Consider the following 18,608-nt stretch of genomic DNA (forward strand, 5'->3'; position numbering starts at 1 on the left):
CCGCGCTTTCCTTGCTGGCACCGAGGTCTGGCGGACGCCAGACCGCACCGGCGTCAGCCGGACGAAGAGCTCCTACCTCCCCCGCGCGGCGTGCCGGGCGATCTGGGTGAGCGCCTGTGCCAGCAGCACATCGCCATCCTGGCTGCGCGCGAGCAATTGCTGGTGTAGTTCCATCATCCGCCCCACCAGCCGGTCGAGCGCGGGGCCGCGCCAGCGTGATAGCTGGTCGGTCAGCTCGGCCTTGTCCTTCCAGAACACGCGCCGGGCCTGGCTTTCGGCCTCGATGAAGGCGGGGATCGACTGGCGCGGGCCAAGCCGCGAGGCCAGTTGTGCGAGCTGCGCCACGCGGCGCTCGAAGGCGAGCAGCACGCCGACCGCGTTCATGCCGGTCTGGCGATAGCGTTCGAGCTCGTGCGCGAGCCGGTCGGTCTTGCCCGAAAGCACCGCCGTGACCAGTGGGTTGAATCCGTCATCCTCGCTCGCCGCACAGACCGCATCGTAATCGGCCTCATCGACGCTCTTTGGCGATTGCGGTGAAGCAACGAGATATAGCGCGAGCTTCTCGACCTCGCTGCGCGCAAGCCTTGCATCGAGCCGCACCGCCCCGGCGATCCGCTCGGCCAGCGCGGTGGGCAGGCGAAGGCCCGCGGCATCGGCCATCTGGCGGACTTCGCCTGCGAGCGAGCGCAGGTCGGGAGGGTAGAACATCGTCACCACCCCGTCGGCCCGCTTCTCGATCAGTTTGGCGGTGCGGGACTTGTCGGTGGCCGAGCGCGCGACGATCACCACCGGCGCGGCGCCCTCCTCCTGGTCGAGCATCAGTTCGAGCGCGTCCTTCGCTTCGTCGCCGGTGACGCGAAGGTAGAGGTGGCGTGATCCGCCGAACAGCGAGCTCGAGACCGCCTCATCGGCGATCCGCACCGGATCCGATTTCACTTCGCTGCCCGAGAACTCGATCCGCTCCCCGGCATCGGGCAGCGCGGCGATCAGCTTGTCGGCGGCGGCGCTGGCCCCGCCTTCGTCGGGACCGCAGAGGAAGAACAGGCGGCAATCGCGCGCCAGTTGGGGAGCGCGGCGCGCGAATTCACCCGACTTTACCTTCATTCCTCGTTACGCAGCGCGAGCGCCACGCGGGTCACGATCCGGTCTGCTACCTCGACCGCGAGGTTTTCGAGCGCGGTCTCCTCGGCCGCGATGGTGGCGTAGTCGCTCGACACGACGTCGATCCCGGCGTCGTATTCGGCGCTCGCATCGAGCACGATCTCGTCACTCGCGAGATCGACCAGCTGGTAGCGCGCACGCAGAGTGCGACGTTCGCGGCCGATCGATTCGTCGGACAGCAGGCCGAGCCCTTCGAGACGGTCGTCGAGGCGCACGTCGAGGCGATAACGCGGCGGTTCTCTGCCCGCCGCGCTCAACCGGTCGTTGAGGGCATTGCGGACGAGCCAGCCGGCGCGGCCCGGAATCTCGGCAACTTCGATCGTGGCCAGTCCCGCTTTCGTCGCCCCGCTATCGGTGCCGTAGAGCGGCTTCATCCCGCAGGAGGCGAGCGCGAAGGCGAGGAGCAGGGCGGCGACGAAACGCATCAGACGACGATATTCACCAATCTGTCGGGCACGACAATCACCTTGCGCACTTCGGCCCCGTCGATCGAGCGCTGCACCTTTTCGGATGCGAGCGCCATGGCTTCGAGCTCGGCCTTCGGCGCGCCCTTCGGCGCGGTCAGCGTGTCGCGCAATTTGCCCTTAACCTGAACCGCGATGGTGACCTCGTCGTCGACCAGCAGCGCTTCGTCCACTTCGGGCCATGCGGCATCGGCGATCAGTCCGCCTGGGTCTTTGGCAACGGCCATCTGCGTCCAGGCCTGTTCGGCGAGGTGCGGCATCATCGGGCCGACCAGCAGCGCTAGATGGCGGATCGTCTCGCTGCGCGTGGCCGAGGGCTTGGCCTTCTCGACCGCGCCGGTCAGTTCGTAGATCCGCGCGACCGCCTTGTTGAAGGCGAGCGCCTCGATATCGTCGGCCACCGCGGCCACCGTCTGCGCGCCCTTGCGCGCGAGATCCTTGTCCTCGCCCTCAGCCGCGGCGTCATACTGCCCGAACAGCCGCCACAGCCGCTGGGTGAATCGACCGCAGCCCTCGATGCCCGCGGCCGACCACGGCAGGTCGCGTTCGGGCGGGCTGTCCGACAGCATGAACCAGCGCACCGCGTCCGCGCCGTACTGGTCGACGATCGCATCCGGATCGACCGTGTTCTTCTTCGATTTCGACATCTTGATGACGCGGCCGATATCTACCTCGCCGCCATCGTCGTTCAGCGTCGCGCGCTCTGCCTCGCGGCTCACTTCGGTGGGCGGATAATAGACGGTGCGACCGTCGACTTCGCGCGAATAGGTCTCGTGCGTCACCATGCCCTGCGTGAACAGGCTGGCGAACGGTTCCTTCACCTCGATCTTGCCACAATGGGCGAGTGCGCGGGTCCAGAAGCGGGCGTAGAGCAGGTGCAGGATCGCGTGTTCGATCCCGCCGATATATTGTTCGACCGGAAGCCACTTGGCGATTTCTTCGGGGTCGAAGGGGCGATCGTCGGGCTGGCTCGCGAAGCGCAGGAAATACCACGAGCTATCGACGAAGGTGTCGAGCGTGTCGGTCTCGCGCTGCGCCTTGCCGCCGCAACCGGGGCAGTCGACATGTTTCCAGGTGGCATGGCGCTCAAGCGGGTTGCCCGGGATCTCGAAGTCGACGTCCTCGGGCAGGGTGACCGGAAGCTGATCCTTGGGCACGGGCACGATGCCGCAGGCCTCGCAATGAATGAAGGGGATCGGCGTGCCCCAATAGCGCTGGCGGCTGACGCCCCAGTCGCGCAGGCGCCACACGGTCTTGCCTTCGCCCCAGCCGCCATTCTCTGCGCGGGCGATGACCTCGGCCTTGGCCGCTTCGACCTCCATCCCGTCGAGGAAGGACGAATTGACGAGCACGCCTTCGCCGGCTTCGGCCTCGCCATCGAAGGGCTTGTCGGCCTCGTCGGCGCTCGCTGCGACGACGCGCGGGATCGGCAGGCCGTACTTGGTCGCGAATTCGAAATCGCGCTGGTCGTGGCCCGGCACCGCCATGATCGCGCCGGTGCCGTAATCCATCAGCACGAAATTCGCGATGAACACCGGAAGGTCCGCCCCGGTGAAGGGGTGCTTCGCGGTGATCCCGGTGTCGTAACCGAGTTTCTCGGCCGTTTCGACCTCGGCCGCCGTGGTGCCGCCCTTCTTGCACTCGGCGACGAATTTCTCGACCTCGGGATTGCCGAGCATCACGCTCTGCGCGACCGGGTGATCGGGCGCGACGGCGACGAAGCTCGCGCCGAAGATCGTGTCTGGCCGCGTGGTATAGACCGGCAGCTTGGTCCCGTTCGACAGGTCGAAGCTGAACTCGAGGCCCTGCGACTTGCCGATCCAGTTCTCCTGCATCAGCCGGACCTTGTCGGGCCACTTGTCGAGGCGATCGAGTCCCTCGAGGAGTTCGTCGGCGAAATCGGTGATCTTGAGGAACCATTGCGAGAGCTTGCGCTTCTCGACTTCCGCACCCGAGCGCCAGCCTTTGCCGTCGATCACCTGCTCGTTGGCGAGCACGGTCATGTCGACCGGGTCCCAGTTGACCGCGCTTTCCTTGCGGTAGACGAGGCCCGCTTCGTAGAGGTCGAGGAACAGCGCCTGTTCGTGGCCGTAATATTCGGGGTCGCAGGTGGCGAATTCCCGGGTCCAGTCGAGCGCGAAGCCCAGGCGCTTCAGCTGCGCCTTCATGTTGGCGATGTTGTCGCGGGTCCAGCCGCCCGGATGGACGCCCTTTTCCATCGCGGCGTTCTCGGCCGGCATGCCGAACGCGTCCCACCCCATCGGGTGGAGCACTTCGTGGCCGCGCATCTTCTTGTACCGCGCCAGCACGTCGCCCATCGTGTAATTGCGGACGTGCCCGATATGGATGCGTCCGCTGGGATAGGGGAACATCTCGAGGATGTAGCTCTTGGGCTTGTCGCTATCGCTGTCGGCGTGGAAGGTGCCGCGCTCTTCCCACACGGTTTGCCAATGTCCGTCGACGCTGGACGGATCGAATTGTTCGGTCATTCAAAGCGCCCCCAAGACGCGGGAAGTCAGCCCCCGACGGCGCTGCGGCGCAGGTCGCGGGCCTTGGTCAGGATGATGTCTTCGAGCTTCTGAATCGTCGCGGCCTGGACCGGGGCGTCGACCCACTGGCCACCGGCGGCGACCTGGCGGCTGGCGGCGACACGAATCGCGTCGGCGCGCAGGTCCTGGTCGAGGATCGAGACGGTGATCTTGACCCGCTCGGCCGAATTGTTCGGATTGGCGTACCAATCGGTCACGATCACCCCGCCGGCGCTGTCCGCCTGGAGCAGCGGCGCGAACCCGACAGTGTCGAGCGCGGCACGCCAGAGATAGGCGTTGACGCCGATCGTGGTGACGTTCGACGCGGCGAGATCGGCCGCGGGGCGATCCTGTCCGCCGCCGCAGGCGACCAGCGCGAGCGAGGACATGCCGATTAGGGCGGATTTGGCGGTAAGGGTGATGGCCCGGTGGCTCATGTATCGATCCTGTCTTGTCGTGGCGTCGATCCCGCACATCGTCGGGCAACGTTCCCTGCCTCTATAGTCCCGGGCGCGGTCGCGGCAAGGGTTGCGGCGCGCCGAATCGCTGCTGCGCCGTGCGCAGGGAAACTTTCCGCAGCGCCGCACGTCTGCTATAAGCAAAGCGTTCCGCGCCTGACTGCGGCGTTAATGCGACGCTCAGCGGCATGGTTCGATGGAAGGATTCGATGAACCAAGGCTCGATTCTCGGTGGTCCGAACAGCATGCTCGTGCTTGGCGGCGCGGTCGCGCTGTTGTCGATTCCGAGCGCGATCCTCGGGTTCTCGGCCGGCTTCGATCCCGCGAGAGTCGCGGCCTCGGCCCAGAGCGGGCTCGATTCGCTGTCCGAGGACGTGCTCGATCCGGCCGATGCGCGGACCGTGATGCTGCGTTCGCTGACGCGCACTTCGCGCGGTTCGGATCTCTTCAACGTCACCCCCGGTCGCGGCGAGCCCGGTTCGCGTCGCGCAAATGCCGTGGCGGTGCGGCTCGATGCCGCGACGGCGCGCGCCTTGCAGGTCCGCTCGGCCGCCGATGCGGCGGGCACCGCCTCGCCGATGCGCATGTCGCAGACGGCTTACAATCTCACCCTGCCGCGCGGTACCAAGGGCCTGGCCGACGGAGCTGTCGGCCTCGCGCGCCCGGCCGACCAGCCGCTCGCAGACCTGCAGGCGTTCAAGCTTTCGCCCGGCGCGAAGGAAGATTCCTCGCGTTTTTCGACGCGTCTCCAGATCGACGAACAGCAATCGGCGGGCCGTGCGCCGAGGACCTTCACCGGCGATGGCGAGGCGATGGTCGATGTCGGCGGTTCCTATCGCCTGTCGAGCTCGGTCGCGGTGACCGCGGGCGTGCGCTATACGCAGGCCGATCGCGAACGGCTGGTGCCGATCACCGGCGGGCTCAAGGATGACCAGGCGGTCTATGTCGGGACCAGGCTGAAATTCTGACGCGCCTGTGTTCGGGCGCTTGCCGTCCGTGACCGCTTTCCTTCGGCAACCCCAGCCATCGCAACCGAAAGTCCCTTGCGTCGAACGCGCCGCAGCGTCACGACTGGTGCGACAAGCGGGAATACCCCGTCGCAAGCGGAGAGGACTGGATTATGGCGCGCGTGGCTATCGTTACCGGCGGAACCCGAGGCATCGGCGAGGCGATCAGCCTCGCGCTCAAGGAGCAGGGGCGGACCGTCGTCGCGAACTATTGCGGTAACGACGAGCGCGCCAAGGCGTTTTCGGATCGCACCGGGATCGCGATCGCGAAATGGGATGTCGGCGATCACGAAGCCTGTCTCACCGGCTGCGTGAAGGCCGCGCAGGATCACGGCGAGATCGATATCGTGGTCAACAATGCCGGGATCACCCGTGACGGCACGCTCCACCGGATGAGCTGGGACGACTGGAACGAGGTCATGCGGGTCAATCTCGGGGGCTGCTTCAACATGGCCAAGGCCTGTTTCCCCGGCATGCGCGAGCGCAAATGGGGCCGCATCGTCAATATCGGCTCGATCAACGGGCAGGCGGGGCAATACGGCCAGGTGAACTACGCCGCGGCCAAGTCCGGCATCCACGGTTTCACCAAGGCGCTGGCGCAGGAAGGCGCGAAATACGGCGTCACGGTCAACGCGATCGCGCCCGGCTATATCGACACTGACATGGTCGCCGCGGTGCCCGAACCGGTGCTCGAAAAGATCGTCGCCAAGATTCCCGTCGGCCGGCTCGGTCACGCCGAGGAGATCGCCCGCGGCGTAGCGTTCCTGACCAGCGACGACGCCGAATTCGTCACCGGCTCGACCATGAGCATCAATGGCGGCCAGCACATGTATTGAGGTGCCGGGGGCGGACAGCCCGTAGCGATAGGTCAGGTCAGTTCGACGGGATCAGCGTGATCTCGGTCTGCCGTCCGTCGAGAAAACGGACGGTCTCGCCGTCGAACCAGGCGTCTTCCTCGGTGCGGAAATCGACCCGTTGGCCGTCCCATTCGGGCACTCGCGAATAGGAGGTCAGCTCGATCGACCAGGCGGTTTCGGCGCGCACCGGGCCCGCGCCGCGCGGATCGGCGGACTGGTTGTCCCAGAAGCCGATCGCACTGCCCGCGCCGTGGCCATGGAGGCCGATCGGATGCGAATAGATCGACGGGTCGAGCCCTTCGGCCAGCGCCTTGCGGCGGGCCTCTGCCAAGATCACATTGCCGCTCGCGCCGGGGGCGAAGGAATCGACCAGCAATTCGCGCACCCGGTTGGTGCTCGCCATGCCGCGGCGCAGCCCTTCGGGCGCTTCGGATTCGCCCGGGCGGAGGACATAGGCGAGATGCTCCGTATCGGTGTTTAACCGCAGATAGGTCAGCCCGAAATCGGTCCATAGCAGATCGCCCGGCTGGATCACCGTATCGCCGCTCAGCATGCCTTCCTCGCCGCGACGCTGGATCCCGACCGAGGGATGGAACCACGGCTCGAGGCCGTGCTGGGAGAGCCGCTCGCGCATCCACCAGCGCACGTCGTCGGCGGTGGTCTCGCCCGGGGTAATCACCTGGCGCGAGAACGCCTCGCCGATGATCGCATGCGCGATCCGGACGATGCCCGGGTAGATCGCCAGCTCGGTAGGCGTGCGAGTCTCGAGCCAGCGGGTCGCCAGCTCCTCGCCCGATACGATCCGGCCTTGCAGGCGCTCTGGCAGCGCGGCGGTGAACAGCCGGTACTGGCTTAGCGTCATCCCGTCCCCGAAAGCGCGGAGGTCCGAAAAATTGATCGCGATCTTCTCCGGATCGCGCGCGGCGATGATCTCGGCCACCGCCTGCCACTGGTCGGGCTGCTCGGCAGGATCCCAGCTCGGCTCGAACAGGCCCGCTAGTCCGTAGCGGCTCACGGTCAGCCGTTCGATCGGCTGGCCGTCGCCGGGATCGTGGAAGATCAGGATCGTCCGCCGCCGCGCCGCCATGCTCTGCGCGTCGAGCATGCTCTCGACCACCGGCTCCTCGAAATATTCGCGTGCCATCAGCAGCCACAGATCGATGCCCTGTTCGCGCATGATCACGGGCATGATCGTCTCGAGCCGCTCGGCGAGGATACGGTCGATTACCTCCGCCCGATCGCGCAGCGGCAGGATCTCGGGCATGTCGGGATGCGGCTCTTCGGTCTCGCTCATCGAAGGGATGGGGGGAGCGGGATCCTGCGGCGCCGTGTTGCCAGAGGCCGGGACCGAGGCCAGCAGCGCCAGTGCGAGGCCCGAACCTGCCAGCGTCGTCCAAGCGTGCATGATGCGTTTCCCTTCCCTCAAGCCGTCGCCCACTGCTTCATCACTCGCGCCGATCGCGTCAATGCATCCCGCTCAGCAATCGGCACGCGCCCCCTGCGCCGCACCCGAATGCATTTCGACGGTGGCGTGATCGACGTGGTATTCGTCGCGCAGGATGCCCTTCGCCTCGCGCTTGATCGCCTCGGGGTTGCGGTCCGCGGCGGTCGTGATTTCGAGCGTGATTACCGGCCGTTCCTGCGTGACCGACCAGGCGTGAATGTGGCCGACATGCTCGACCCCGTCGATCCGCATCAATCGTTCGGCGAGCTCGCGCCGGTCGAGATGGTCGGGCGCGCCTTCGAGGAGGATATGCCCGCTTTCCTTCACCACCGCCCAAGCCGAGCGGAGGATGATCAGCACCACCAGCATCGACAGCAGCGGGTCGATCGGGGTCCAGCCGGTGAAGATGATGACCAGCGAGGCGACGATTGCGGCAATCGAGCCGAGCAGGTCCCCCGCGACATGCAGCGCGGCGGCGCGAACGTTGAGGTTGTCGCTTTCGCCGCGGGTCAGGACGATGAAGGCGAGGACGTTGACCGCGAGCCCGCCTACCGCGACCCACAGCATCAGACTGCCGAGCACCTCGCCGGGCGCGCGCAGGCGCTCGATCGCCTCGTAGACGATCCACGCGGCGATCGCGAACAGCGAGAGCCCGTTGACGAAGGCGGCGAGCACCGAGAACCGGTCGAAACCGTAGGTCCGCTGCCAGTCCGCCGGGCGTCGCGCGAGGCGGAAGGCGAGCCAGGCGAGCACCAGCGACGCGAAATCGGTCAGCATGTGGCCGGCATCGGCGATCAGCGCGAGCGAGCCCGACACCACCCCGCCGACGACCTCGGCGATCATGAAAGCCCCGGTCAGCCCCGCGGCGATCGCGATCTTCTTCTCGTTCTTCGGTACGTGCGAGTGATCGTGACCTGCGTGATTGCCGCTCAATGCGCTGTCCTTCCGGTTCGAATTGCCCGTGTCATAACCGCGTATCTCCGGCTTGTCTGCGCAAGCGGCAGGGCTTTCGCACGGGCCCGGGCGGGTCTAGGCATCGGCGCATGGCCGATCCGTCATCCTATCACCCGCCGCTCAAGCGCTCGGTCGAGATCGCCGGGCACAAGACTTCGATCAGCCTCGAGCCAATATTCTGGGACATGCTGCGAGACGCCGCCGCGCGCGCGGATGTGCCGATCAACGCGCTGGTCGCGCGGATAGACGAACAACGCATCGCCAGCGAGACGCCTCCCGGCCTCGCCAGCGCGATCCGGGTGTGGCTGGTGCTGGACATGAAAAAGGGCGACGCCGCAGCGCCGCCCTCCTGAATCTCGGTCCTGCCCGATCAGTAATTCGCGGGCGGATCGCTGGCGGGGAAGCTCTCGTCGCTTTCCTCGTCGGTCTTGTTCCAGGCGCGGCGGGGCTTGTCACCGACCGACTCGGGCCCGGCATTGCGGAACTGGCCTTCGGGTTCGCCGTCGGCGAATGCGACGCCGTTGCGATCGAGTTTCTGCTTCTCGTAGAATTTGTAGCCGACATAGCCCAGCGTCCCGAGCGCGGCGAGTTTCAAAAGTCCCATCATCTGCCTCCTTTTCCCTTCAACGCGCGAACCGCGTTCGGGGTCCGGCGACGACGCACGCTCAATCGCCCACGCGCTCGACCTGCGCGCCGACCAGCGCGAGCTTTTCCTCGAGCCGCTCGTAACCCCGATCGAGGTGATAAAGGCGGCGGACCTGCGTTTCGCCTTCGGCGGCGAGCCCGGCGATGACCAGGCTCATCGAAGCCCGAAGATCGGTCGCCATCACGTCGGCGCCCGACAGCCTGTCGACTCCGTGGACCACGGCGGTGCGGCCCGACACCTCGATATTGGCGCCCATCCGGGCCAACTCGGGCACGTGCATGTAGCGGTTCTCGAAGATCGTCTCGGTCAGCACGCTGGTGCCCTTGGCGAGACACAGCATCGCCATCATCTGCGCCTGCATGTCTGTGGCGAGGCCGGGATAGGGCGCGGTGGTGAGGTTGACCGCATTGAGCGGCCTGTCGGCGCAGATGCGGATGCCCTTCTTTTCGTATTCGACCGTCACGCCGGCATTGCGCAGCGCGTGGCTCGTCGCGTTCATGTCGTCGGGACGGGCGTTCTGCAGGAACACCTCGCCGCCGGTGATCGCCGCGGCGCAGGCGTAGGACCCGGCTTCGATCCGGTCGGGCATGACCGAATAGGTGCAGCCATTCAGGGTCTTCTGCCCGTGGATCACGAGGTCCGACGAGCCGATTCCCTCGATCTCGGCACCCATCGCGACGAGCATGTTGCACAGGTCGACGATCTCGGGTTCGCGCGCGACATTGCCGAGCTTGCTGGTGCCGTTGGCGAGCGCCGCGGCCATGATCACGTTCTCGGTCGCGCCGACCGACACGATCGGGAAATCGTAGTCCCCGCCGGGAAGCCCGCCATCGGGAGCGTGGGCCTTCACATAGCCCTGCGCGAGCTCGATCTCGGCCCCGATCGCCTTCAATGCCTCTAGGTGAAGGTCGATCGGGCGGTTGCCGATCGCGCAGCCGCCCGGAAGCGAGACGGTCGCTTCGCCCATCCGCGCAAGCATCGGGCCGAGCACCAGGATCGAGGCGCGCATCTTGCGCACGAGGTCGTATGGCGCGACGGTGTTGGTAATCCGCGTCGCCTCGAGCGTGACGACGCGGCCGAAATCTTCCGGTCGTCGCCCGGCGATCGAGTGCGCCACGCCGAATTGCGTCATCAGGTGCTGGAACCCGTCGATATCGGCGAGCCGCGGCAGGTTGCGCAGGGTGACCGGTTCCTCGGTCAGCAGCGCACAGGGGATCAGGGTGAGCGCGGCGTTCTTCGCGCCCGAAATGGGAACGGTTCCTTCGAGGCGCTTGCCGCCGGTAACGATCAGTTTGTCCATGGCGACGAGGCTTTAGCGGGAATCGTGCGCGCGGCAAGTTGTGCGTCGGACCGCCGGCTTTGGCGCAGGTGTCGTTTGCGCGTCATATTCCCGGTGCTATCGAGGCTGGCATGAGCAGTCTCAAGCCGATCAGGAAAGCCGTCTTCCCCGTCGCCGGGCTCGGCACCCGCTTCCTCCCTGCGACCAAGGCGATCCCGAAGGAATTGCTCCCGATCGTCGATCGACCGCTGATCCAGTATGCGGTCGACGAGGCGCGCGAGGCGGGGATCGAGCAGATGATTTTCGTCACCGGGCGCGGCAAGACTGCGATCGTCGAGCATTTCGACGTTGCCTACGAGCTCGAATCGACGATGGCCGCGCGCGGGAAGGAAATGTCCGCGCTCGGCCCTACCCGCGCTACGCCGGGCGACATCATCACCGTACGCCAGCAAGTCCCGATGGGGCTGGGCCACGCGATCTGGTGCGCGCGCGCAATCGTCGGCGACGAGCCCTTCGCGATCTTCCTGCCCGACGAATTGCTGATCGCGCGAAACGGCGGGGCCGGTTGCATGAAGCAGATGGTCGAGGCCTATGGCGAAGTCGGCGGCAACATCATCTCCGTGCTCGAGGTCCCTCGCGACGAGGTGTCCAATTACGGCGTGATCGACCCGGGCGAACGGAACGGTGCACTGACCGAGGTCCGCGGACTGGTCGAGAAGCCGCCGGTCGAAAAGGCACCTTCGAACAGGATCCTGTCGGGCCGCTACATCCTCCAGCCCGAGGTCATGCGTACGCTCGAAAGGCAGGGAAAGGGCGCAGGCGGCGAGATCCAGCTGACCGACGCGATGGCGACGATGATCGGCAACCAGCCCTTCCATGCGCTCGAATTCGACGGCCGCCGGTTCGATTGCGGCAGCAAGCTCGGCTTCGTCGAGGCGACGCTCACGCTCGCGCTCGAACGTGCGGATATGGGTGCCGATGTGCGCGCCATGGCAGAGCGATTGTTGAACGCCTGAGCTCTCCGCGCCGGAGGGGACGGGACAAAGAGAAAGCCCGCCGCAACCTGCGTTGCGACGGGCTTCCTGCACTCAGTGAAGCCGCGGTCAGGCGTCGGCCTTGTCCGCCTCGGGCTTGTCCGCCTTCGCGTCGTCCGGCTTGTCCGCGCTCTTGCGCTGGCTGGCGATCAGCTCGTCGGCGCTGGCGGGGGCGACGTCTTCCAGCTCGCGATCGTCGCTCGCAGCCTTGCTCGGTCCCTTAACGAGGTTGTCGAGCGAGCTGCCGTCGAGGCCGAGCTCCTTCATCAACCCATCGAGCACCGGCGCCTGAGCGCGATAGGACAGCGCCGCGCTGACCGCATCGGTCGCGAGGTTGCCACTCCCACCGCCGGCGACGGTGCCGCCCGAGCCGCCCCCCTTCTGGGTGAGCCCGTCGACCTGCACGATCTTGATCGATTCGATCGCCTCCATCGGCTTGGCGCTCTCGCGCACGAGGTCGGGCAGGACCTTGAGCAGCGCGAGCTTGGTCTGGAGTGAGATCTGGCCCGAGGACAGGATGTTCGCCGCCTCGTTGATCGCCCGCTGGCCTGCGGCTTCCACTTCGAACCGGACCCGCGCGGCTTCGGCGCGCAGCTTCTCGGCCTCGGCCTCGCCCTGCGCTTCGAGCCTTGCGGCCTCGGCGCGGTTGGTCGCGGCATCCTTTTCGGCCTCGGCTTCGACCTTGACCCCGATCGCGTCACGCTCCGCCTGCTTGGCCGCCTCGATCAGCTCGATCTTCTTCTGGCGCTCGGCGATTTCGCTTTCGCGACTGGTGACGACCTGCTCTTCCGCAGCGACCGCCTTAGCACGGGCCTCGTCGGCTTCGGCCTTGGCCTGGCTTTCCTCGCGGCTCTTGTTCTGGACCGCAATCTGCTGTTCCTGGCGGGCGATTTCGAGCGCGCGGGTCTGGTCGATCCGCGCTTCCTCGACCAGCCGGTCGGCCTCGATCTGCTGGGCGTCTACCTGCTTCTTGGCCTCGATCCGCGCGGCATCGGCTTCGCGCGTGCGCTCGGCCTGCTCGCGGGCGATTTCGGACGCTTGCGCGGCGCGCCGGACCTCGACTTCGCGCTCCTGCTCGAGCCGCGCATATTCCTTATCGCGGCCGATTTCGAACGATCGCTGGTCGGCTTCGAGGTTCTTGGTCTCCATCTGGACGCGGGTGTCCTGCTCGATGTCGTTGCGCAATTTCTTGCGCGCCTCGATCTGCTCGGTCAGCTTGGTCAGGCCCTCGGCGTCGAAGGCGTTGTTGGCGTTGAAATGCTCGATGCTGGTCTGATCGAGCCCGGTCAGCGAGACCGATTCGAGCTCGAGACCGTTCATCGACAGGTCGTTGGACGAGACCTGCTGAACCTTCTGAACGAAATCCGCGCGCTGTTCGTGCAGCTCGTTCATCGTCATGCCCGCAGCGACGGAGCGCAGCGCGTCGACGAACTTGCCCTCGACCAGGTCTTTCAGCATTTCGGGCTGCATCGTGCGCTGGCCGAGCGTCTGTGCCGCCATCGCGATCGCGCCGCTATCGGGCTTCACGCGAACGTAGAACTCCGCCTTCACGTCGATCCGCAGGCGGTCGAGCGTGATCAGCGCCTCGGTGTCGCGGCGTACCACCGACAGCACCAGCGTGTTCATGTTGACCGGCATGGTCTCGTGGAACACCGGCAGCACCAGCGCGCCCCCGTTCATCACGACGCGTTCGCCGCCCACACCGGTGCGGACGAAGGCGGTCTCTTTCGATGCCCGGCGGTAAAGCCGCGCGATCGTGAAGCCGATGATGAGGATGAGGAGAAAGCCTCCCCCGGCGAGAATGGCGATGTTGGACAGGTTTTCCATGGCGTCTCCTTGGTCGTTGAAGGCGGGGATCAGTCGGTCGGCGACAGGCGTCGCTCGGAAAGGGCGGTGGCGAAGAAGATATTGCCGTCGCAGCGGACGAGGAGGACCTCGTCGCCTGACAGGAATTCGCTCGAGGTCTCGTGCGGCTCGACCATCACGTGGTGCTGCTGGCCGTGGACGTCCTTCACCCGCGCGCGGGCGGGCGACGCGGCGCGCGCAGTGCCGTCGGTGATCGTGGCTCGGCGGCCGACCAGGCTTTGCGTGCTCACCGCGGTGCTTTCATCCTGCGGGATGATCGCGCCCAGCGGACGCGCGACCACGCCGGTCACGGGCAGCGCTGCGCCGCCGGCGAACAGCGCCGCCAGCCAGCTGTAGAGCGGGGCCCCGGTCAGCCCCGCGGCGAGTTGCTGGATGCCCAGTCCGAGCGCGGCGAAAGCGAACAGGAACGTCGCGAGCCAGATCGTGAACGGCACGCGTCCGATCCCGAGCAGCGTGAACAGCCCGTCGAGCGGCCCGGCAGAGATCGCCGCGTCGCCGTCGAGATCGGCATCGAGGTCGATTTCCGCCTCGGCGCCCAAGGCATCGCCCAGTCCCACAGCCTGGGCAAGTGCCAGTGCGAGCATCAGGCCCAGCGCGGCGGCGAAGGGCAGGTTGTGCGGTTCGAACAGCGTCATGGGCGCGTGCCTCCATTCCCGGCGGCCATGCTCCGGATTGTATTAATCCCTCCATATTTCATACTGTTCACGTAGCAGAAAGCTGCGCAAAAAGACAGGAAAATCGGAATTCGTGAATCCGATTTTTCAGTTGTGCGCAACTTTATTGTGCCCTTGCGCGGTTCCATTACCCATGATGGGCGCCATGCGAACGCGCTATTTTCCTACACCTGCCAATGAGAGTACCGTGGCGGCGTTTCTCGAGGCGGCGAGGCGATGGCTGTATCCAATTTCTCCCTGCGTTCTGCGGCGGAGCCCTCGCCAAGTAGCGAAATGTGCCACCCTGCAATCCGCAGGAATGCGGTAAGTCGTTCAGCAACAAATACTTGGTTCGATCACGGTGAGCGTGACACGGTGATGAGGCCCGTCGCTCCGTCTGGCAGGCGCCGTTTCCTTCGAGGACAGTGTAACACCCGGTCCATGCCGCCCCCGTCGCGCCGGAGTGTAACCGGGCGCAAGTGGCGTCCGAACCCGGCGGCGATGGTGGAGCGAAACGCATGAAGGCCGACGACGGCACCCTGCGCAGGTTGATGGTGGCGGCCCAAGCGGGCGACAAACGCGCATATGCGGTTTTGCTCGAGGCATGCGGCGACTGGCTGCGGCGGTACTATGCGCAGAAGATCGCGGTCGAGGCGGTGGACGGGCTGGTGCAGGACGTGCTGCTGTCGATCCATCGCAAGCGGGCGAGCTACGATCCCACGCGCGCCTTCCTGCCGTGGCTCGCTGCGATCGCGCGTTATCGCTGGATCGACCGACTGCGCAAGGACTACCGCCACGCCGCCGACGAGCTGCACGACGACACCGCGAGCGTCGCGGCAGAGGACGAGGCGGTGGCCGCCGCAGTCAGCCTCGAGCGACTGATGGCGCATCTCAGCGACAAGCAGAACGACGCTATCCAGCTGGTCAAGATCGAGGGGCTCTCGATCCGCGAAGCGGCAAAGCGGACCGGCCAGAGCGAAAGCGCGGTCAAGGTAAACATCCATCGCGGCGTGAAGAAAATGGCCGCCCTGATCGAAGAGTGATTGAGCATGCCTACCCTAATCGAAAGCCTCGTAGACGAACTCGAGCCCGTCGATCCGCTGCGCCCGACGCGGCCCGCCACCACCATGGCGGCGCTGACCGCGATTCTGGCGATCGGTACGGTGATGACGCTCGGTCTTCGCGACGACCTGGCGGCGGGAGAGCCGCAGGCGATCTTCCTGTTGCGATCGGGCGTCTTGGGGCTGATCGGGGCGGCGACCTTCGCCGCGGTGGTCTCGGCGGCGCGGCCCGGTGTCGGCAAGCACCACGACGGATGGAAATGGGCGCTGGGCTTCGGGGCGATCTTCCCGCTCTCGATGGGTGTACTCGCGATCGTCGACGGGGGCATCTCGCGCGCCATCATCGAGGCACCGTCGGCGCGGATGTGCGTTGCCGTCGGCTTGCTGGGCGGCATGGTGCTCGGTGCGCCGCTCACCGCCTGGCTGCGCGGTGGAGCGGTGGTCGATGCCGAGCGTACCGGCTGGCTGGTGGGTTTTGCGAGCGGGGCCTTCGCGCTGCTGGCCTACAACATCCACTGCCCGAGCAGCACGATCACCTATATCGGCCTGTGGTACAGTTCTGCGCTGGGCATGGCGGCGATCGCCGGGAGGCTCATCGTACCGCGATTCCTGCGCTGGTGATCAGCCGGAGGCCTGCGCGGCCTCGCGATATTCGTCGCGCAACAAGCGCTTGTAGAGCTTGCCGGTCGGCTCGCGCGGCAATTCTTCGCGGAAATCGATCCTCCGTGGCATCTTCACCCGACTGAGCGCCTCGCCGAGGAAGTCGCAGAGCTCGTCGGCCAGTTCGTTGCCCGCGAGCGCCATGTCGACCGGCTGGACGACCGCGATCACCTGCTCGCCGAGATCGTCGTGCGGCTCTCCGATCACCGCGGCATCGGCGACCTTTTCATGGCTAACCAGCAGGTTTTCGACCTCCTGCGGGTAGATGTTCACCCCGCCCGAGATGATCATGAAACTCTTGCGATCGGTGAGGTAAAGGAAGCCGTCCTCGTCTTCCCATCCGACATCGCCGAGCGAAGTCCAGCCGTGCTTGTTGGCGGCCTCGGCAGTCTTGGCGGGGTCGTTGTGGTAGGAAAACGGCTTGCCGTCGGAAAAATAGACCTGTCCTTCGGTTCCGTGCGGCACCTCGTCGCCGTTCTCGTCGCAGATTCGGATCGTGCCGATCAGCGCCTTGCCGACCGAGCCCTTGCGCTCGAGCCAGTCGGCGGAATTGATGAAAGTGAACCCGTTGCCCTCGGTGCCTGCGTAATATTCGAACAGGACCGGCCCCCACCATTCGATCATCGCTTCCTTGACCGGGATCGGGCAGGGCGCGGCGGCATGGATCGCGCATTTGAGGCTCGAGACATCGTATTTCGCGCGGGTCTCGCTCGGCAGCTTGAGCATGCGGACGAAATGGGTCGGCACGAATTGCGCATCGGTGACCTTGTGTTCCTCGATCAGGGCGAGCGCGCGCTCGGGGTCGAACTTCTCCATCACCACCACCGTGCCGCCGATCCGCTGCACGGTCATCGACCAGCGCAGCGGTGCCGCATGATAGAGCGGTGCGGGCGACAGGTAGACGCTGTCGGACTTGATCCCGAATGCCATGCTGGCAAGGCCGACCAGCGCATTGGGCGCGGTCAGTTCGGGCTCTTCGGGCAGCGGCAAGCGTACGCCCTTGGGCTGTCCTGTCGTTCCCGAGGAATAGAGCATGTCGGCCCCGGCGCGCTCGTCCGCGATCCGCTCTGGCGGCATTGCGGCCAGCGCAGCGGCAAGGTCACGCTCTCCCGTGCCGCGGACGCGCAATTGCGGCACCGCCTCGCATTCCTGCGCCACCGCATCGAAGAGCTCGGACTGGGCCTCGGTGCAGAACAGCAGCTTCGCGCCGCTATCCTTGAGGATGTAGCAGATCTCGGTCGCGGTCAGCCGGTTCGAAATCGCCACCATCAGCCCGCCAGCGCGATTGATGCCCCAGGCGAGCGGGAAATACAGCGCATCGTTGTCGAGGCAGACGGCGACCGGATCCTCGATCCCGATGTCGCGCGAGCGCAGCAATTGCGCGACGCGGTTCGATTGCGCCTCGAGCTCGGCATAGGTCGTGACCTCGCCGGTGGCGGCCATGACAATCGCAGGCTTGTCCGGCTGGCTTTCGGCGTGAACCGATGGATGCATGTCTCTCTCCCTCTTGGGAGAGCTTAACCGCGCGATTAAACGGCGCAAGGAAAAGGAGGGGGGCAACAAAAAGGCGACGGGGTTGCCGTCGCCTCTTGTCGCTTCATCGAGGAAGCGGGTTTGTCGGGCCGAGCCTTACTCGGGGCCGCCCTGGCCGGTCAGATGACCGTAACGCGCGGCGAAGGTTTCCTCGTCCATCGCGCCGGTCATGTAGGGCGAGGGATCGACGGGCGCGCCTGCGATGCGCACTTCGTAGTGCAGGTGCGGGCCGGTCGAATTGCCGGTCGAGCCGACATATCCGATGATCTGGCCCTTGGTGACGCGTTCGCCGGCCGAAACCGCCATCCGCGACATGTGGGCGTAGCGCGTTTCGAGCTTTCCGCCGTGATCGAGCTGGACGTAGAGGCCATAGCCGCCCCAGCGCTGCGCCTTCTCGACGACACCGTCGCCGGTGGCGCGGATCGGCGTACCGGTCGGCGCGGCGAGATCGACGCCGTTATGATTGCGGCGGCGCTTGAAGATCGGGTGATCGCGCATGCCGTAGCTCGAGGTCATGCGCATGTTTTCGAGCGGCATGGTCGAGGGAACCGAGATTTCCGCGCCGAAATCGCCCGCTTCCGCGTTGCGACCGTCTTCTTCTGCCTGCCAGCGATCGAACAGTTCGGAGAATTTCTCCTCGTTCAGCTCGCTGTCGGTTTCGCTCGCTTCTTCGGCAGCTGCCGGCGTGGCACCTGCCAGCATGGCGCTTGCGAAGACGATGCCCATGAGGCGTTTGATCGCCGAGACCCGTACCATAAAATTACCCGTCCATTACCGGCGCCGGAGCACCGCTTGATCCAAGAAGCCGCTTCGCATTGTCCCCCGCGAAGGGCCCGAAACTTTCGCGATCGCCGTGTGGGAACTTTTCCCTGCGTCGCTGTTTGTATGGGTAACCGGGATGTTGCGCATGGCAAGCGACAGTTCCCGTTTTTACGTCAGACCGGTGATCTGTTGCGTTGAATCGTTTCAACGCACGATTTACCTTGTTTTACGATGGAATCTT

18 protein-coding genes are annotated in these 18,608 nt (G+C 65.9%); 6 read left to right on the top strand and 12 right to left on the bottom strand.

Translation table 11 applies throughout. From position 1 onward, the window contains the following. Window positions 1–72: 72 nt before the first annotated feature. The 4 genes from holA to IEW49_RS00385 are packed head-to-tail and all read right to left on the bottom strand — an operon-like array spanning window position 73 to window position 4,590. Window positions 73–1,104, bottom strand: a complete 1,032-nt coding sequence (gene holA / locus IEW49_RS00370) for a DNA polymerase III subunit delta (RefSeq protein WP_188640817.1) — start codon at window positions 1,102–1,104, stop codon at window positions 73–75. Then, window positions 1,101–1,586, bottom strand: a complete 486-nt coding sequence (gene lptE, locus IEW49_RS00375) for an LPS assembly lipoprotein LptE (RefSeq protein ID WP_188640818.1) — start codon at window positions 1,584–1,586, stop codon at window positions 1,101–1,103. Before lptE ends, holA begins: the two co-directional genes overlap by 4 nt. Then, a complete protein-coding gene (gene leuS / locus IEW49_RS00380) occupies window positions 1,586–4,114 on the bottom strand; it encodes a leucine--tRNA ligase (RefSeq protein ID WP_188640819.1) in 2,529 nt (842 codons plus the stop codon). The genes lptE and leuS overlap by 1 nt, the downstream gene beginning before the upstream one ends. Before the next feature lie 26 nt (window positions 4,115–4,140). Continuing rightward, complete coding sequence (locus tag IEW49_RS00385; protein WP_188640820.1) at window positions 4,141–4,590, bottom strand: DUF3576 domain-containing protein; 450 nt, start codon at window positions 4,588–4,590, stop codon at window positions 4,141–4,143. Window positions 4,591–4,799: 209 nt separating this feature from the next. Here IEW49_RS00385 and IEW49_RS00390 point away from each other — a divergent pair, with 209 nt between their 5' ends. Continuing rightward, a complete protein-coding gene (locus tag IEW49_RS00390; protein WP_229658015.1) occupies window positions 4,800–5,579 on the top strand; it encodes a hypothetical protein in 780 nt (259 codons plus the stop codon). Between the two features lie 152 nt (window positions 5,580–5,731). Then, the gene (phbB, locus tag IEW49_RS00395; protein ID WP_188640822.1) at window positions 5,732–6,454 is read left to right on the top strand and encodes an acetoacetyl-CoA reductase; all 723 of its coding nucleotides are present in this window, start codon (window positions 5,732–5,734) and stop codon (window positions 6,452–6,454) included. A 37-nt stretch (window positions 6,455–6,491) separates the two neighbouring features. Here the strand turns inward: phbB and IEW49_RS00400 are convergent, their stop codons facing one another. Together IEW49_RS00400 and IEW49_RS00405 are read right to left on the bottom strand one after the other, a co-directional pair. After that, on the bottom strand, window positions 6,492–7,880 hold the full coding sequence (locus IEW49_RS00400) for a M24 family metallopeptidase (protein WP_188640823.1): 1,389 nt from the start codon (window positions 7,878–7,880) through the stop codon (window positions 6,492–6,494). Between the two features lie 72 nt (window positions 7,881–7,952). After that, complete coding sequence (locus IEW49_RS00405; RefSeq protein ID WP_188640824.1) at window positions 7,953–8,852, bottom strand: cation diffusion facilitator family transporter; 900 nt, start codon at window positions 8,850–8,852, stop codon at window positions 7,953–7,955. Between the two features lie 110 nt (window positions 8,853–8,962). Between IEW49_RS00405 and IEW49_RS00410 the strand changes: the two genes are divergently transcribed. Next, window positions 8,963–9,226, top strand: coding sequence for a ribbon-helix-helix domain-containing protein (locus tag IEW49_RS00410; RefSeq protein WP_188640825.1), 264 nt, complete (start codon window positions 8,963–8,965; stop codon window positions 9,224–9,226). A gap of 17 nt (window positions 9,227–9,243) precedes the next feature. On the opposite strand, the gene IEW49_RS00415 is transcribed toward IEW49_RS00410, so the two are convergent. Together IEW49_RS00415 and murA are read right to left on the bottom strand one after the other, a co-directional pair. Then, on the bottom strand, window positions 9,244–9,480 hold the full coding sequence (locus IEW49_RS00415) for a hypothetical protein (protein ID WP_308419690.1): 237 nt from the start codon (window positions 9,478–9,480) through the stop codon (window positions 9,244–9,246). 58 nt (window positions 9,481–9,538) lie between these two features. After that, window positions 9,539–10,819 carry a UDP-N-acetylglucosamine 1-carboxyvinyltransferase gene (gene murA / locus IEW49_RS00420; RefSeq protein WP_188640826.1) on the bottom strand — a complete coding sequence of 427 codons (1,281 nt, stop codon included), beginning with the start codon at window positions 10,817–10,819 and terminating at the stop codon, window positions 9,539–9,541. 110 nt (window positions 10,820–10,929) lie between these two features. On the opposite strand from murA, the gene IEW49_RS00425 reads away from it, so the two are divergent. Further along, on the top strand, window positions 10,930–11,814 hold the full coding sequence (locus IEW49_RS00425) for a UTP--glucose-1-phosphate uridylyltransferase (protein ID WP_188640827.1): 885 nt from the start codon (window positions 10,930–10,932) through the stop codon (window positions 11,812–11,814). Between the two features lie 87 nt (window positions 11,815–11,901). Here IEW49_RS00425 and IEW49_RS00430 read toward each other — a convergent pair whose 3' ends face one another. Then, complete coding sequence (locus tag IEW49_RS00430) at window positions 11,902–13,659, bottom strand: flotillin family protein (RefSeq protein ID WP_188640828.1); 1,758 nt, start codon at window positions 13,657–13,659, stop codon at window positions 11,902–11,904. Window positions 13,660–13,688: 29 nt separating this feature from the next. Then, window positions 13,689–14,333, bottom strand: a complete 645-nt coding sequence (locus tag IEW49_RS00435) for an OB-fold-containig protein (RefSeq protein WP_188640829.1) — start codon at window positions 14,331–14,333, stop codon at window positions 13,689–13,691. Between the two features lie 497 nt (window positions 14,334–14,830). Here IEW49_RS00435 and IEW49_RS00440 point away from each other — a divergent pair, with 497 nt between their 5' ends. Together IEW49_RS00440 and IEW49_RS00445 are read left to right on the top strand one after the other, a co-directional pair. Further along, window positions 14,831–15,394, top strand: coding sequence for a sigma-70 family RNA polymerase sigma factor (locus tag IEW49_RS00440; RefSeq protein ID WP_308419691.1), 564 nt, complete (start codon window positions 14,831–14,833; stop codon window positions 15,392–15,394). Between the two features lie 6 nt (window positions 15,395–15,400). Then, on the top strand, window positions 15,401–16,033 hold the full coding sequence (locus IEW49_RS00445) for an NrsF family protein (protein ID WP_188640830.1): 633 nt from the start codon (window positions 15,401–15,403) through the stop codon (window positions 16,031–16,033). Here the strand turns inward: IEW49_RS00445 and IEW49_RS00450 are convergent, their stop codons facing one another. Beyond that, window positions 16,034–17,566: an acyl-CoA synthetase gene (locus IEW49_RS00450; protein WP_188640831.1), complete on the bottom strand. Its 1,533-nt coding sequence runs from the start codon at window positions 17,564–17,566 to the stop codon at window positions 16,034–16,036. 135 nt (window positions 17,567–17,701) lie between these two features. Then, window positions 17,702–18,361, bottom strand: a complete 660-nt coding sequence (locus IEW49_RS00455; RefSeq protein WP_229658016.1) for a M23 family metallopeptidase — start codon at window positions 18,359–18,361, stop codon at window positions 17,702–17,704. Between the last annotated feature and the right edge of the window lie 247 nt (window positions 18,362–18,608).

It is taken from the genome of Pseudoblastomonas marina, from assembly GCF_014641655.1.
GTDB classification, from domain to species: domain Bacteria; phylum Pseudomonadota; class Alphaproteobacteria; order Sphingomonadales; family Sphingomonadaceae; genus Alteriqipengyuania_A; species Alteriqipengyuania_A marina.